Raw genomic sequence first — 15671 nt, 5'->3', positions numbered from 1 at the left:
GAGACTGAACTGAACGATTCTTTCACGAATACATCATATCAACTAGCTGTATACCAAAGATTCTTCAGTGTGTTTCTAATCTACTTGGCACCATTATTCAAAGAGCATCAGATTGGGATCTTTTGCGTAATAATGCACCAGCATAGCATGCAATTGACCTCTGTGATGAAATATGTGAGTTAAGATTTCCAATAACCACTCATAACGAGTATAAGTCACTCCCCAATACGCAGAAGTTTTTTCAAGAAGTTGCTCCTCGGATAAGTTTAAATAATTCTTTTCCAGCGAATCATAATTATGTAGTAACTCCTCTTTTATAGCCGCCAAGCTCGTAAGAGAAAAACTCCTATAAAACTCTTCCATCTCCTGATACGTAGCACTATTGGAAATACGCCAATCCGCTTCACAGATCAAAGCAATATGTTCAAGCATCTCACCGATTGAAAATTTACCTTCTGTTGGTCTTTTCTGCAGATCAGACTCTTCTAATGTATCAATTATTTCTATTAATGTATCTACCCCTATTTTAATCTGATTCAATACACTTTGACGAACTATTTCCATACATTCAACCCCACTTTACAATTTAGCTATTAATCAAAGAACATTTTAAAAGGGATATTTCGATATTATATCTTGAATAAGTTACTCAACTATTTCCAGTATAGGGTATATACATTCCAAATGTGTAATTTAAGGAGAGAGAATATGCTGCTCGAGAATTTTCAAATGAGAACGATAGATACAGGTGAAGTAAAAATAAGGTTGCATTATGGTGGTGAAGGTCCCCCGCTCCTTCTGTTGCACGGCCACCCTCAAACCCATATGATGTGGCATCGCATCGCCCCACTTCTGGCTGAGGAATTCACAGTGGTCATGCCGGACTTGAGAGGCTATGGCGACAGCTCGAAACCCGAGACGACCAGTGACCACGCCACCTACTCGAAGCGTGCGATGGCCAGAGACCAGATTGCGGTAATGAAAGCTTTGGGGTTTGAACAGTTTGCGGTTGCCGGGCATGACAGAGGCGCACGATGTGCCTACCGACTGGCATTGGATTTTCCTGAAGCGGTTACAAGACTTGCAGTACTCGACATCATTCCGACCGGGGAAGCATTCAGGCGGACCAGTAAGGATTTCGCTACAAAGTTCTGGGGATGGTTCTTTATGGCGCAGCCCTACGACCTGCCGGAGAGAATGATTGGTGAAAACCCGGACAACTTCTATTTTCGCGGCGACAGATCCATATTCCACCCTGAAGCACTTGCAGAATACCTTCGCTGCATCCATCAGCCCGGCACCATCCACGCCATGTGCGAAGACTATCGTGCGGGGGCCTCCATCGACTATGAGCTGGATGAAGCGGATCGAGGTGTCAAAAAGATCAGCTGTCCCGTCCTCGCTTTATGGAGTGCACAAGGCGAACTGCCGGAATGGTATGATGTGCTGTCCATCTGGCGGGACTGGACAGATGACGTTGAAGGCCGTGGCATAGAGTGCGGGCATTTCTTGGCAGAAGAAGCACCGGATGAGACGTATGAAGAAATGCACCGATTCTTCAGTAAATGATACGGCAACGGATGCAATTTAAACTATTTCAGAAATATGATAGTTTAATGACTTTGAACGAAAGCTGAATTTGTTCCCAATATAAAATATGTTGTAGCAAGTAGCAGCAGAACAACAGTCGTATAAATAACCAGCTGCTTCTTTGTATAATTTTTTCTTTGAACAAAAACTATTGCCATAAAACCGATGATAAATGCAGTGATAAGACTCATTCTGAAGATGATGACAGCAATGACGATCCCGAGCAGAATATAGAGGATTCTTCTTGCGCTGCGTTTTTCTTCATCCGTTTTTACTTTTTTGAACATCAGGGGGACCAGTGTAAATGCGAGTACCGAGGTCAGCCCAATCCATGCAACGATATTGATAGGCTTCTTCCTTTCCAATGCACTCAGCCTATGTTGTCGACTAAGTATTTATGTATATCGGGTAGATCATTCCTCTACTTTGAGTATGACAGATTCTAATATATCATTTTGTCCGGTATAATTAGTGTGACACATATCGATCGTTTCCCATCTTATCATAATAGGAGGAACCTGAATGATTCATTCCATCAATCACGTCTGCTATTCTGTTTCGAACCTCAGCGACTCCATCGCATTCTATCGGGATATCCTGAAAGGAAAAGTACTTGTTGAAGGTCGTACGACTGCATATTTGGATATCGGCGGCCTATGGGTTGCGTTGAATGAAGAAAAGGATATACCTAGAAACGAGATACAGCATTCGTACACCCACATGGCATTCAGCATCAGTGAATCGGATTTTGGTGACTGGCAGCAGTGGCTCGAATCAAAAGCGGTCAACATACTTAAAGGAAGAGAACGAAGTGATGGAGACAGGAAATCCATCTATTTCACCGATCCCGATGGACATAAATTGGAATTGCATACCGGTACACTCGAAGATCGACTGGATTATTACAGGAAATCAAAACACCGTATGAAGTTTTCGATATAGCATCAATCTAAAATAAATATCACTATTTACGAACATTGGTATAACGGTAACAGGTGGAGATGATCCAACACATTTTAAATCTGAAAATGAATACTTCTTCAGCCATACTCCGGACGGGAGACATGTTTGCCTTACCTACAATGCACATAATAAGGACGAAAGAATTTAAAAAATGCAGGCTTATCTCAACTGAATCAACATGACAGAAATTCCAGTTATTCTTGTGACTGAACTTTATGATGATTTCAACGAGCAGTCTCATGAAATTCAAGATATCTACATCCCTGATACAATCAACTACTTCAGTCATCAGTGCTGTTTCTGAAAAATGCGGGAAGTTTATTCTGTTGCACGAAAGGAAGCCAGGTGCTTGTCCACTGGATATTTGAAGGGATCATGCTAATAGAAACTTCATTCCATCAACGGGAAACGAAAAAAATTACCAGTCTACAACGTTTGAACTGCGCTCCACTCAGCAGAATAGTTGTAAAAAACACATCACAGACAAGCTGCTGTCAGATGACTTCGATACTGTATCGGAGTCATCCTTTTAATTTGTACTGATTGCGTGTTCCGTCATATGACTCTATATAATCAGCGACTATTGCTTCCCTTCGATTTTACTTTGGGTTAAAGTATAATCAACTAAAACTTTAGAATCCTAAAATATTTAAAAAACTAACGTATTGAAAGGACATTAAGATATTGAAACGAATGAGTGACATCTTCCAAACTCTTGATCAAATCAATTATGCACTGCTGCATCACTATGAGGATGTTCTAGAACACAAACTCACACCAAAACAGTCTTTGGTTGTTGAGCATGTGCAGAAACATCGCAGATTGACGGTGAATGAACTGGCTGAAAAAATGAATGTCACACCAGGTGCCGTCAGCCAATTGTTGACGAAACTTGAAAAGGAACACTACATTGAGCGGACAATCAATCCGGATTCAAGACGAGAAATCATTGTGACGCTTGGTGAAAATGGGAACAAGTTGTATGAGTTATATGCAAAAGTGGAAGAGGAAATTGCGATGACCTACTACGCTAAGTTGGATGAAAACGTAATAGATCAGCTGGAACAGGCAGTGAATAAGATTTATGAAGTCATCCTGGCAGAACAGGCAAAAGAGAAATGAGAGTAACGCAATGCATCGGACTAGATTCATCGCAGTCTTTCTCAATTGTCTTGCTGAGACAATATCTATATATTGCTTGAAAAAAATCATAGAAAAGAGCATTTTGGAACCGATGATTAAAAATCAGGAGGCAGTTTAAAATGAGTTTAAGAGTAGAACCAGTCAAAAGAAATTCAAAAGATTCAACTAGAATAAAACAGCTATACAAGAATTCATTTCCTGCAAATGAACAGATACCTTTCTGGTTTCTATTATGGAAGGCGAGAAAAAAATACATCGACTTTTCAGCTTTTTATGATGAAGACGTATTAGTTGGCTTTACCTATTTAATCTCTGACAAAGATGTAGCATTCGTTTTTTATCTGGCGATAGATGATAAACAAAGATCGAAGGGATACGGTGGTTTGACACTTTCCAAGATTAGAGACCTTTACCCTCAAAACCGAATAATCCTCAACATCGAAGCAATTGATGAACAGGCAAATAACAACGAACAAAGAATTAAGAGAAAGAGATTCTACTTGAAGAATGGATATAAAAATAACGGCTACTTGGTTAAATCAGGAAAAAACTGGTTTGAAGTGCTGACCAAGGGTGGCGATGTCACACCACAGGAATACTCCAAGTTATTCAAGAAGTTGGCAGGACCTTTACTTTCCATATTTATTAATCCGAAATATAGAAATTATTGAAAGTTGGAAACTGGAAGAAAACGCAATTGAGAAAAGACACTATTTAAAATAACTCTATTTGAGTTATTTTTTGTTTGACTCATTCTAAAGATTTATAAAAATCATGAATAATAATAGTGTTTGATAATATTATTCGATTGGATTATTAAAAAAACAGCTTTTTATAAGTTAACCTATTTTAACTGATCGGTAGTTACTAAAATATAAGATATGGCTGATGCGGATAGATTAGTATCAGCCATACCCCATTATATGAAGAGATTTTATACCATCAATATTTCTTTACGTAACAATTCGAAAAATCTTGTCCAATTTCGAGTATATACTTACCTTTTCAAATCAGTGCAGCTATTTTCTTGTGAACTTTGAATTTTAAATAGTAAATATTGCATCTATATCTGCTAAAGATTAGAATAATACATAATTTACTATGGAAAGCAGTGATAAGAATGGCAATTAAATATGCACATACCAATATCGTAGCTTGAGACTGGCGCAAATTAGCCGACTTTTACATAAAAGTTTTTCAGTGCCAACCTGTGTTGTCTGAAAGAGACCTCTCAGGGGAGTAGTTAATGAACGTCACCAACATTCCGAATGTACGTATTCAAGGAATACATCTTGCCTTGCCAGGCTATGATCAAGGGCCAACATTGGAGATCTTTCAATACCAACCACAAGGAGAAGCAGTCGAAACATCCAATATCAGCCGCCAGGGATTCGGGCACATTGCTTTTGTGGTAGATGACGTTGAATCTGTGTTAGATGCGTTGATAGCACATGGGGGCGACCGGTACGGAAGTGTGGAAAGGAAAGTATATGAATCCATTGGTGTCTTGACGGTTGTATATGCGAAAGATCCTGAAGGAAATATAATCGAGATACAAAACTGGGAATAGACAAAGAATGAAACCAACGAGAATGTAAAAAGATTTAATTAGATAATTTAAAGTAAAAATGATATAATACTCATAACAAACAGAATGCTATGCATGAAACACCGAACCCCCAATCTATGGCAGTAGATTGGGGGGTTTATATGGTGTATTGGTTTTAGTCATCTAGTCATTTATCACGACTGTCCAACCAATAAGCGAACAGTGTGATGGTTACACCAACAATAATGGGTGCAATCAACAATTCAAACAGAATGCCATGCATGATGTCACCTCCTTCCATGCTATCAGCACAGAAGTCAACTAGATGACCGTTATCATTCTATCACACGACTCATTTTAAAGGAACTTGCTACTTTATAGTATAATTTTAACCAATTCGCTTTTAATTCTATATATTGTTTACCTTGTAATGTGAGTTTCTTTTGTAGCAAAACCCCTGAGCAGAGTTACTATTACAATTATGAACTTTATTTTGCAATATATTTTATTAATGCGAATACAACATATTTAATTTAAGCCTCTATTACTGTATCTTTTTGTATACGTATTAATTGTAAAAAGTTTTCTTCGGACTGTTCTATCTCGTGGTTTAAGTGTTCTACCAAATCTTTAGCAACTTCAACAAATAAATTATTATCAGTATTTATTAAATCAAACACAATTAACTTTTCATTCGAAATTATATACTCATATATACTATCGAACAGTTCCTTTACCTCGTCTACACTACTATTACTTAAATCCACTGTGGCTGAATCTAAATCTTCCACTATAAGATTAACTACTTTTTCAGACCTTTCATTTTTAAATTCTTCAATTTTAATTTTCATTTCAACTTTGTCTAACTCCGTATTAAACTCCATATATATTTCTCCTTTTCCCGAACATTTCTTTACTTCCTTCTAAATGAATTAATGCTTTCTCTTTCCAAATCAATTCGTTGCCTTCATCGATACCAATTAATTGGTTCGTGTAAAGATTGCCCATATAGTAAATATTTTTCGTATTTACACTGTAGTCACAGTATATCGTTTGGCTTGGTAGAGTATTTATGGCTACATTGGAATTGTGAGTCGAGATTATTACTATTTTTCCTTTATCTCTTTGTTCCTTAATTTTCGGTACAATATAGTCAGTTATGTACTTTTGTCCTAACCCACGTTCAATTTCGTCAAATAAATAACAATCATAGCTATCATTTTCCAATAATCCACTAATTGTAATAATAGCTCTTTCACCTTCAGAAGGATTGTAATCATTATTTCCATCTATTTTGATAACACTTTTTTTTCTAATCATATCCTTAGAAAACTCTGAAGAACTAATTTTCTCCTCCACTTCAAAGTAGTCGTTTATCTTCCTAAAATCTTTAAAGTTAAACTCTTTTATTTTCTTCATTAGTTCTCTATTCCTAACGATTTTACTTCTATCAAATATTTTCTTTTTATTATAACTTTCATCTGATTCTAGTACTTCAATGCTAGTTGTCATGCTGACTTTACCTTTGTTTGGTATTGATCCTAATCTATGAGTTTTAGAATTTTTAACATCTTCTAAATCTTGAATCAAGATTTGATTGGCCTCTAGTCTAGCTAAGCGTTGTGAGACCAACTTAGCAAACCCTATATTATTTGGCTTTGATTCTTTGCCTGTCTTTTTCTGCACGGATTCTTTTAATATCGTTAAAAAAAGTTCAGTGTTTTCTGCGCTAAAGATAGTCTTATAATTATTAATTGAAGCACTAACAAGGTCTAAATTTAATAAATTTAGTTGCTCAGTAAGTGCAATACCATTTTTTTCGGTTACACTTCTTATTTTAGTATTGATATCTTTTACATCTTTTACTTTACGTAGATCTGTCTCTAAATCTCCAATAATATCCTTAAAATTTTTAGTTTCATTATTACTAAATTGTGAATCTGTTTTTTTAATAACTTTTGCATTTTTATTGGCACTCTTGTTACTGTGGTATGCTTTAATTTTTTCTAAGAAGTTAAAAGGTTTTTGCTCTTGATAATTTATAATAAATTTGAAGTTTTCTTCTATTCTTTTTAATATAGTTTCATCTCCGACAACCGATTTTTCAAAATTATTTATAAGATTGTTGTACTGTTCGTTATAATCTTTGCCTTCATGTAGAAATACATTGAATCCTTCTTCCTTTAAGTACCTATAAATTTGAGATTTTAATAAAATTGTTTTTCCAGAACCTTTTTCGCCAAAGATTATATTTATATCTTTATAGATTTCAACAGGTTTACTTAGTAATTCTTCTTTTACTTTTACAGGTACCATATATTTTTTCGTATCTTTCAGGTACCTATTAACAAATAAACTTGGGTTGCTAGCTAGTTCATAAAAATTTTCAAATGAACTTATTCTAAATTTAATTTCGGGTAGTTCATATTGAAAATATTTGTCCCAATCTGTCACGTCACTTCCTATTAATGAAAGTTCGTTGTGTGCATTTATAACTCCCATAGTTTGCATTTTTCCAGGCTCTAGAATTACTAAAAATCCTTCTAGGTCTTCACGCAACTTTTCTTTAGCATTCATATTCAATGAACGTTCTTTATCTTTATCTAAAAAGTGTGGAAAAACGATAATATCTCCTGACTCGAAGTTTTTAATCAAGGATATAAATTTTTTATAGTCAAGGAAAAAGGTATTATAATCTCTATCTAAATCATTGTCGAAATAACTATAAAATTCTTTTCTTTTCTTTGGATTGCACATAACAATTATATGATAATGCTCGTCCTCATACTTTATATCTAACTCAATGCCTGGAAATATTAATAACTCAGGTGCTTCTTGAATTATCTTTTCATATTGTTCTATATCAAAATGATTATGATTTGTTATCGAACAAATTCCAACGTCATTCTCTTTCATTTCTCGAATAAATCTTGTAACATCGACGTTTCTTTTAGAACTATCTCCTTGTTTACATTTTTTAGTATGTAAATGTAAGTCTATCTTCATTACTCTCCCTACCCCTTTACAAATTACTATTGTCAAAAATTATATAGAAAATACTGAATAATCTATTTTTAATATAACATATTTATATTAGTTACGTACTTACTTTAACTCAATAAAAATAGTATTTTTTTGGGAATCACTGTTATTTTAGAAAGATAAGTAATGTTCTAAATAACGACCGTTTATTGAACCATTTTAGGCAGCTAGATTGTCTGTGGCATTGATAAAGCTTTTAAGTACAAAAATACGTATAATTATCTAAGTACATTATTGATAAAAGTAGTTGAGTTTTTGTACTACAGATTTAATGACAGAATGCGCACTACTACCTTATTGTAATATAACTAAGCAAAACTAATGGTGATCAATATTATTTTTACAAGAGTAAATACAGGAAATCAAAATTCAGCCACTCAGATTAACCTCCTAAAAAAAAACATCAACTTCCAAAATTTTTATTTTTAGAAAAATTTATTAAATAAATATATTAACCTACCCCTTTTTCATGTAAAATGTATATAATTTAAGAGGTCAAAACTTAAATGAGGAGTACGTACATGACAATAAAAATAAAGAAGAGATTCATCATTGCCATTCCAATCTTCACCTTGCTGATGTCTTTATTACCTGTTTATACACTACCTGCAGCTTCTGCGAGTGAAAGTAATCTTTACAAATCTCTTGCTTGGCTGCAGAAACAGACGGATCCACCCTCTTATCCGGTACAGTTGTCACTTGCGCAAAATTATAGTTACGATTACACGGGACACGTTGCAGGTACTATCGATTTACCTTCTTTGCCTAATTATATGTCAGAGGACGTCCCACTCATTCGGACTAATCAGAACTATAGTACTGGCTATAGAGGAAAACTAAGTGGTGTTTGGACAAATGTCGAGTCGCCAGAAAACTATTCAGTCGTTGTCTATGATAAGACGGACATAGATTATGAGATAGCCAGAGTTGGATTGAAGAAGGATGGCACTTGGAATACAGGTAAGCTGAGAATCAACGGTATCCCGACTATTGTGCTTGTTGACTCTGAAAACACAATTATTGCTTACGCAGATTCGAATCCTAAGGAACAAATCATCAATGAATATGAAGTATGGATCTACTCGATATCGGATATGCCATACCTTCAGGCAAAAGTCCCAATCGAGATGAACGGGAACTTCTCAACCGAAGCGCTATCGAATAACCGGGAAAATGGTGTTTTCTATGGTGTCAATGCAGGTGAAAAGATTGCGAGAGTTGTTCGGGTTGCAGATGAAAAAGTATTCGGAACAACGGCACTGCCTAAATACCAATTGATCCGCTCCTATCACGTGCCGATGGATGACCCCGACAATACATCAGGCATAGACAGCAGAAGCTGGATCTACGATGATGCTTTGGCGGTCATGGCCTTTTCCATGGCAGGAGACTATGGCAGAGCCTCTGGCATACTGTCTTCACTCACACAGTTGCAGAATCCAGATGGCTCTCTGGCCTTTTCCTATGATATCTACTCGGGGCCACTGGATACAACAAAAAGAAGTGGTTCAATCGCATGGGTCGGAGACGCTGTCATTAAATACGAAGAGACTTTCGGAGATGCCTCGTACAGGGGACTGGCGACTCGTATTGCCGATTACTTGCTGACACAGCAGGATCCGAGTACTGGAAGCATCAAGGGTGGACCAGATGTTGGATGGTATTCCACTGAACACAACATCGATGCTTACTTCTTTTTCAGAAATCTTGGTTATCTTACTGGAAATGAAAACTATATGAACACGGCAAATGAAATTCAAAATGCTTTATTGAATCATCATTGGAACCACGGGGAACAGCGATTCAACCAGGGCATCGGCGATCCGGCAGCTGCACTGGACACCAATTCATGGGGTGCAATATTCCTTGAAGCGATAGGACGATATGATCTATCCGAAACAGCAACCGCCTATATTGACCAGTTCGAAGTCAATAATGCATCCATGTCGTTGAGCAGTGACGCGAATTCATATAATATGTCCTATCAGACCTCTGCCCCACTTTTCGGCTACAAGCCTTATGGTGCAGGTTATCCCGGTGCTCCAGATGTCGTCTGGACGGAAGGCACCTGGGGTGTCATCAACCTATTCATGCGACAAGGGAAAGACGTCAGTCATTTAGTAGATTCAATGTTCGCCATGCAGAATGCGGATCCAGAAGGCGGCTTGGCCTATACCAATCAAGGTTATGCCCCTCTCCCTTATAAACTACATGTATGGCCTGCGGTAGCCTCCACAGCCTGGCAGTATATTACTTTAATTGACCCTCGAGGTATATGGGATGAAGATAGAGAAATTGGAACAGCAGGTGCTGCCGATGTTCCTGAGGAGGATGATTCAGAGGCAGCAACAGAAACATCTGTCGAACCTCCTGATGACCCGACTTTCTATAATTCTACAGACGGAAGATAGTAAAAACTCTCTGCTTTTGAAGAAATAATAAAATGGCCTGTTCCTTAAGTAAAAGGACATTAACATAAGTTGCTACCCTGGATGAAACTTTGTAGAAATATGGCACAGTGGATATAGCGACTGAAGCAGTGCATAACCATTAAGAGAATCTTGGACTCATATCACTAAAAAAAGCCCTTCAAAGTCTTCACTTTTTCAAGTGTCTACTTTGGAGGGCGTATTTCTTTTGCTTGAAACTGTACTTTGAGGATCAGCTGAACGCCAGTATCGACTGGTAGTACGCCGCCACTGGATGATAGTCTGTTTTAGGGGGTGATGTTTTTACATCACTATAAGGTTCATTTACCCTATTCAGCAATTTGTACCAGCCGCCGTGTTCGTGATCCATCAGGTGTTCAGATGAATACTGGCACAGCTGGTCGTAGATATTCCAATAGAAACTGTTGTCTGTCTTTGCAGCCAGAAGAGAAGCCGCAGAGATGGCTTCTGCCATCACCCAGTAGTTCTTGTCATCGTCGATGACTTCCTTTTGTGGCGAGAGTGCAAAAAGAATGCCGCCATGCTCGGAATCGTGTCCCAGTTCCCATCCTTTCCGGAAAAGATCTTCGGATGTCTCGAGCATCCAGTCTTCAGACCTATGGCGATCGAGCCACATCAGAAGCTTGCTCCACTCGAGCTGATGTCCGGGAACAAAGCCATACGGACGGAATTCAGCCTTTGTATTGTTCTTATTGAACTCATAGTCCGGCTGCCAGTCCGGTGTGTAGTTCTCCCAGACCATACCACCGGAACGCCCCGCCAATTTTTGTGTTACAGAGTCCGCCAAAGTATACGCGCGATCCAGGTATTTCTGGTCGTCAGTCGCTTCATATGCCGTCAGCATGGCTTCACATAGATGCATGTTCGGATTCTGTCCGCGGTAGGAGGACAGTGACGTCCATTCAGCATCCCACTCATCCTTGTAAAGGGCATGTTCCTGATCCCAGAAGTGCGTCTCCAGTACATCATATACATTATCCACCACGTCTTTCGCTTCTTCGATACCCGCTTCATACGCAATTGCTGAAGCAAGCAATGTAAAGGCATGACCGTAGGCCATCTTTGAATCGTTCTCCACTTCGTTGCCATTCAATTCGAAGAAGTAGCCATTATTTTCATGATCCAGATGATGTTCATTCAGGAAATGGATACCGTGCCTTGCGGATTCGAGACACCAGTCGGGTCCACCGAGGATGGCACCGATACTGAAAATATAAATGTAGCGGTTCGTCGCCACCAGATGCTTTGTCGTCGTATCGTTGATTGATCCGTCATCCAGGAATCCATTGATATAGCCGCCTTTTTCATGATCGATGCATGCAGGATAGTAGAAGTTGAGAATTTTGAATACCTGCTCTTTCAAATCCGCTTCGCTTCTGAAGTCTATGGCTTCCCCGTTAGAATGCTTCATATGGATATTCCTCCTAAATCAAATGATAAAACCTGCAGAAAAGTCTATATTTCACTTTTCTGCAGGTGTAATTCACACTTATTATTCTACTGACATTGATTATGAGGATGTGTACATGCCACCATTGATGTGGATGAACTGTCCAGTCATATAGGCAGATCCTTCAGATGCAAGCAGAACGTATGGTTCAACATGATCTGCAGGCTGTCCAGGACGTCCAAGCGGTGAAGACACACCGAATGACTCCTGCATATCTTCCGGCAGTGTCGCTGGAATCAATGGGGTCCAGATTGGGCCTGGCGCAACACCGTTCACACGGATGCCCTTGCTCGCAAGCTCCTGTGCTACGGAACGGACAAACGCGACAATGGCACCTTTAGTGGACGTATAATCTATCAGTGATGGATTACCGACGTATGCGTTGATGGAAGAGGTATAAATCAGAGTGTCTCCCGCTTCCATATGTGGAATGGCCGCTTTTGTAAAGTACACCATCGCAAAGAAATTGACATCAAACGTACGTTTCAGCTGTTCTGCACTGATGTCGACAACACTCTCTTTCACTTCCTGGCGTGCAGCATTATTTACCAGAATGTTCAGCTTGCCATGCTTTTCAACCACTTCTTCCACGACGTTGAAGCAGAATGATTCATCGGCGATATCACCGGCATGAAGCGTACAATTGACACCTTCCTGTTCGATGCGCTGTTTTGTCTTTTCAGCATCGTCATGCTCATCCAGATAGGCAATCGCAACGTGGGCGCCCTCTTTCGCATAACCGATTGCGACTGCTCTGCCGATGCCGCTATCTCCTCCAGTAACCAGTGCCACTTTCCCCTTCAGTTTTCCGGAACCGACATGACTTTCGAGTTCATATACCGGCTCAGGTGTCATTTCACTTTCCACTCCGGGCTGCTTATCCTGTGTCTGTGGTTTTACACCATCAGACATAAGTGTCTGTTTATCAAGCTCACTCATTTAAATGCCTCCTAGATAATTTTAAGTTACCTTCTACATACCACTTCATTGAAAAGCTAAACAGATATTCTTTAGTTGATCTTTTTACTTTATAATGGGAAGAGACGAAAGGAGCGAACAAGATGCAGATCAGAGAAATACAAGAAATACATAATGACCAGGCAGCATTATCACGACTTTTTCAGGACGTTGTGGCTACCGGTGCACCGATGAACTACTTCCATCCGATGCATCACGAAACAGCAATGAACTACTGGGCCGGTGTACTATCGGACCATAATCGGCTGTTTGTTGCGATATTGGATGAGGAGATTGTGGGTACCGTACAGCTCCATCTCAGTGACAAGGAGAACGGGCAGCATAGAGCGGAGATCGCCAAACTGATGACACATCCGGATGCTCAGAGGAAAGGCGTCGCCAGATCACTGTTAAGGCATGCAGAACAGGCCGCTACGGAAGAACAAAGATGGCTGCTTATGCTGGATACTGAAAAAGACGGTCCTGCAAATGCACTCTATCTATCAGAAGGCTATCAGCTCATTGGTGAAGTCCCGGCCTATTCACAGGACTCGTTCGGTGAATACAAGGACGGTCATGTCTACTACAAGCTTTTGAAATGATACAGATATGAGGTATTTTCATATGAAAAAGTTAATTACCGAAAGATTACTGCTTAGATCATTAACCGTCGATGATGCACCAATAATTGAAAAACTGGCGAGTGATTATGAAGTGGCCAAGTCCACCTTGAACATTCCTCACCCTTACCCTGAAGGTTCGGCAAAAAAATTCATTGAGCATATTCTAAGCGCTGAAAAGAATAATAAAGTTGCAGCTTTTGGCATTATCGAGAAAGAAACAAGTCTTCTGATTGGGCTTATAAATTTAAACCTATCAGAACCTTTCGACCGGGGAGAACTCGCATATTGGATTGGAAAAGAGTACTGGGGTAAAGGATACGGAACAGAAGCTGCCAGAAAGTTAGTGGATTATGGATTTAATCACCTGCGCTTGAACAAGGTTTTTGCAGCATCATTCACTTCCAATCCTGGATCTTGGAGGATAATGGAGAAAGCAGGACTGAAATACGAAGGCACTCTAAAACAGCACGTCGCTCGTTTTGGTCAATATCATGATCTGGCCTACTATGGATTGTTAAGAGAAGAGTTCTATGCAGAGCCCTTTTAAACAAACAATAAGAAGTTGGATAATTCTCGCTCACAGCTGTTTCTAAATGAAAACAGCTGTTTTTTTATCCTTCACATAAAATTGAGGATAAAGCAGAAGAAATCAACAAATATATTACATTTAAAAATAGATTCAGATCAATATCGCAAAAGACAAAAGGATAGTGACTTAATCAACATTGTTCATTCTGCTTAGTAGTGGATTGTATTTGGCACTATCCCCATACTTGATTATTCTATACTGTTTGCAGTAAATCATTGCCAAAATAAGATTGATGACATATAGTCAAGTCCACTTCATCCCTTTCAGACAGTTCTTCTTAAATATTATATCTTCTCTCCACAAGCCATGATGAAAATCATCACTTGTTTATCTAAAATCAAATCAATAAATCTGTTCACTGATCTTTGGCAACTTCTCAATATGTTTTAAATAATCCAGTACATTATTTCGATAATCAGGTAACTCGATATTCAATTCCTGACCAATGTTAATGGATAGTTGCTCAAAAAGATTGCACATATTAAATAATGCTTTCCAAATATTTTCATAGTTGCCATCAGGATAAGTGAGGACCAACTTTTTCCATACATCGCTCTCAACATACTGTTCAATATATTTGCCGCCTTTTCCCGTACTGACTGCGAAATCTGTCCGAATCCCGATATGCCAATTCAACATGATCAACAGCATATCTCTTACTGGCCCTTCCATGAGGCTCTTGGCAAGGATAAGCTCTTCGCGCCATAACGCCTTGGCAATATATGTACTGACCCACCAGAACTCATTCGAACAATCGTGAAATGCTTTCTGGTCAGGTTTAGTTATTAGATATGTTTCTTCAGGTGTGATACTTGTCAGTTTGATTCTATTGTCCTTATCCAATAAGATTTTACGAGGTTCTTTTGTTCTTAAACATTCCTCTGCTAGTGTTACAGGTGTCAGGGTCAAGTCAATTCGATTACCGTCTTTAAAAAGCATTAGATAAGAAAAGCTCTGTCTGGTTTTATCAGCAGAAGGAATTACCATTTGATCAGGCATCTGCATGACGATTCTTTCTCCAAAGTAGTCTACCCAGGAATGATCTCTTAAAAAAGACTGCAAGTCTTTAACATAATAGACGATATCGTAATCTTGAAAAGGATCTGGTTTAAGGGAAGAATCTACTCGAGAGCCATTCATCTCCACTAGCCGGATATTGTCACTTATCATAGCTTTAGTTAAAATCAATTCCAACATCTCTTCTTCATTTCTCATTTTGAACGCCTCCTATTTTCTGAGAAAAAGTTAACATGCCAGAAACCAGCGGTATTACTTTACTGTTCATTGTCTCAACCATTATATCAGTAGACTACCT

General features: G+C 38.6%; 17 protein-coding genes. 9 read left to right on the top strand and 8 right to left on the bottom strand.

The genetic code is table 11. From position 1 onward, the window contains the following. Window positions 1-93: 93 nt before the first annotated feature. The gene (locus GQ671_RS01565; protein WP_170288600.1) at window positions 94-564 is read right to left on the bottom strand and encodes a DinB family protein; all 471 of its coding nucleotides are present in this window, start codon (window positions 562-564) and stop codon (window positions 94-96) included. A gap of 165 nt (window positions 565-729) precedes the next feature. Here GQ671_RS01565 and GQ671_RS01560 point away from each other — a divergent pair, with 165 nt between their 5' ends. Next, window positions 730-1569, top strand: coding sequence for an alpha/beta fold hydrolase (locus GQ671_RS01560; RefSeq protein ID WP_246153084.1), 840 nt, complete (start codon window positions 730-732; stop codon window positions 1567-1569). A gap of 44 nt (window positions 1570-1613) precedes the next feature. On the opposite strand, the gene GQ671_RS01555 is transcribed toward GQ671_RS01560, so the two are convergent. After that, complete coding sequence (locus GQ671_RS01555; RefSeq protein ID WP_160651673.1) at window positions 1614-1955, bottom strand: hypothetical protein; 342 nt, start codon at window positions 1953-1955, stop codon at window positions 1614-1616. Between the two features lie 157 nt (window positions 1956-2112). Between GQ671_RS01555 and fosB the strand changes: the two genes are divergently transcribed. The 5 genes from fosB (at window position 2113) to GQ671_RS01535 (ending at window position 5266) form a co-directional block, all read left to right on the top strand. Next, window positions 2113-2532 (top strand): metallothiol transferase FosB, encoded by a 420-nt coding sequence (gene fosB, locus GQ671_RS01550; RefSeq protein ID WP_160651670.1) that lies wholly within the window; start codon window positions 2113-2115, stop codon window positions 2530-2532. A gap of 199 nt (window positions 2533-2731) precedes the next feature. Beyond that, the gene (locus GQ671_RS13050; protein ID WP_281354826.1) at window positions 2732-2857 is read left to right on the top strand and encodes a hypothetical protein; all 126 of its coding nucleotides are present in this window, start codon (window positions 2732-2734) and stop codon (window positions 2855-2857) included. Window positions 2858-3246: 389 nt separating this feature from the next. Next, the gene (locus tag GQ671_RS01545) at window positions 3247-3675 is read left to right on the top strand and encodes a MarR family winged helix-turn-helix transcriptional regulator (RefSeq protein ID WP_160653455.1); all 429 of its coding nucleotides are present in this window, start codon (window positions 3247-3249) and stop codon (window positions 3673-3675) included. Window positions 3676-3815: 140 nt separating this feature from the next. After that, a complete protein-coding gene (locus GQ671_RS01540) occupies window positions 3816-4367 on the top strand; it encodes a GNAT family N-acetyltransferase (protein ID WP_160651667.1) in 552 nt (183 codons plus the stop codon). Between the two features lie 575 nt (window positions 4368-4942). Continuing rightward, the gene (locus tag GQ671_RS01535; RefSeq protein ID WP_211364873.1) at window positions 4943-5266 is read left to right on the top strand and encodes a VOC family protein; all 324 of its coding nucleotides are present in this window, start codon (window positions 4943-4945) and stop codon (window positions 5264-5266) included. A gap of 166 nt (window positions 5267-5432) precedes the next feature. Here the strand turns inward: GQ671_RS01535 and GQ671_RS01530 are convergent, their stop codons facing one another. The 3 genes from GQ671_RS01530 to GQ671_RS01520 all read right to left on the bottom strand — a co-directional run bounded on the left by GQ671_RS01530 (window position 5433) and on the right by GQ671_RS01520 (window position 8251). Next, a complete protein-coding gene (locus tag GQ671_RS01530; protein ID WP_160651665.1) occupies window positions 5433-5528 on the bottom strand; it encodes a type I toxin-antitoxin system Fst family toxin in 96 nt (31 codons plus the stop codon). A 250-nt stretch (window positions 5529-5778) separates the two neighbouring features. After that, a complete protein-coding gene (locus GQ671_RS01525; protein WP_160651662.1) occupies window positions 5779-6129 on the bottom strand; it encodes a hypothetical protein in 351 nt (116 codons plus the stop codon). Next, window positions 6119-8251, bottom strand: a complete 2133-nt coding sequence (locus GQ671_RS01520; RefSeq protein ID WP_160651659.1) for a hypothetical protein — start codon at window positions 8249-8251, stop codon at window positions 6119-6121. The genes GQ671_RS01525 and GQ671_RS01520 overlap by 11 nt, the downstream gene beginning before the upstream one ends. A 557-nt stretch (window positions 8252-8808) precedes the next feature. Here GQ671_RS01520 and GQ671_RS01515 point away from each other — a divergent pair. Beyond that, window positions 8809-10698: a hypothetical protein gene (locus tag GQ671_RS01515; RefSeq protein WP_160651656.1), complete on the top strand. Its 1890-nt coding sequence runs from the start codon at window positions 8809-8811 to the stop codon at window positions 10696-10698. A gap of 250 nt (window positions 10699-10948) precedes the next feature. On the opposite strand, the gene GQ671_RS01510 is transcribed toward GQ671_RS01515, so the two are convergent. Next, window positions 10949-12148: an AGE family epimerase/isomerase gene (locus GQ671_RS01510; protein WP_160651653.1), complete on the bottom strand. Its 1200-nt coding sequence runs from the start codon at window positions 12146-12148 to the stop codon at window positions 10949-10951. A 99-nt stretch (window positions 12149-12247) separates the two neighbouring features. Then, complete coding sequence (locus GQ671_RS01505; RefSeq protein ID WP_160651650.1) at window positions 12248-13126, bottom strand: SDR family oxidoreductase; 879 nt, start codon at window positions 13124-13126, stop codon at window positions 12248-12250. 122 nt (window positions 13127-13248) lie between these two features. Here GQ671_RS01505 and GQ671_RS01500 point away from each other — a divergent pair, with 122 nt between their 5' ends. Then, window positions 13249-13746 carry a GNAT family N-acetyltransferase gene (locus GQ671_RS01500; RefSeq protein ID WP_160651647.1) on the top strand — a complete coding sequence of 166 codons (498 nt, stop codon included), beginning with the start codon at window positions 13249-13251 and terminating at the stop codon, window positions 13744-13746. Window positions 13747-13768: 22 nt separating this feature from the next. Next, entirely contained in the window at window positions 13769-14314 is a 546-nt protein-coding gene (locus GQ671_RS01495; RefSeq protein ID WP_160651644.1) for a GNAT family N-acetyltransferase, read from the top strand. 384 nt (window positions 14315-14698) lie between these two features. Here the strand turns inward: GQ671_RS01495 and GQ671_RS01490 are convergent, their stop codons facing one another. Further along, entirely contained in the window at window positions 14699-15571 is an 873-nt protein-coding gene (locus tag GQ671_RS01490; RefSeq protein WP_160651642.1) for an aminoglycoside 6-adenylyltransferase, read from the bottom strand. Between the last annotated feature and the right edge of the window lie 100 nt (window positions 15572-15671).

It is taken from the genome of Salinicoccus hispanicus (assembly GCF_009831115.1).
Lineage (GTDB): Bacteria > Bacillota > Bacilli > Staphylococcales > Salinicoccaceae > Salinicoccus > Salinicoccus hispanicus.
The sequence above is the reverse complement of the archived record's forward strand: the minus strand, read 5'-3'. Positions and strand labels throughout refer to the sequence as shown.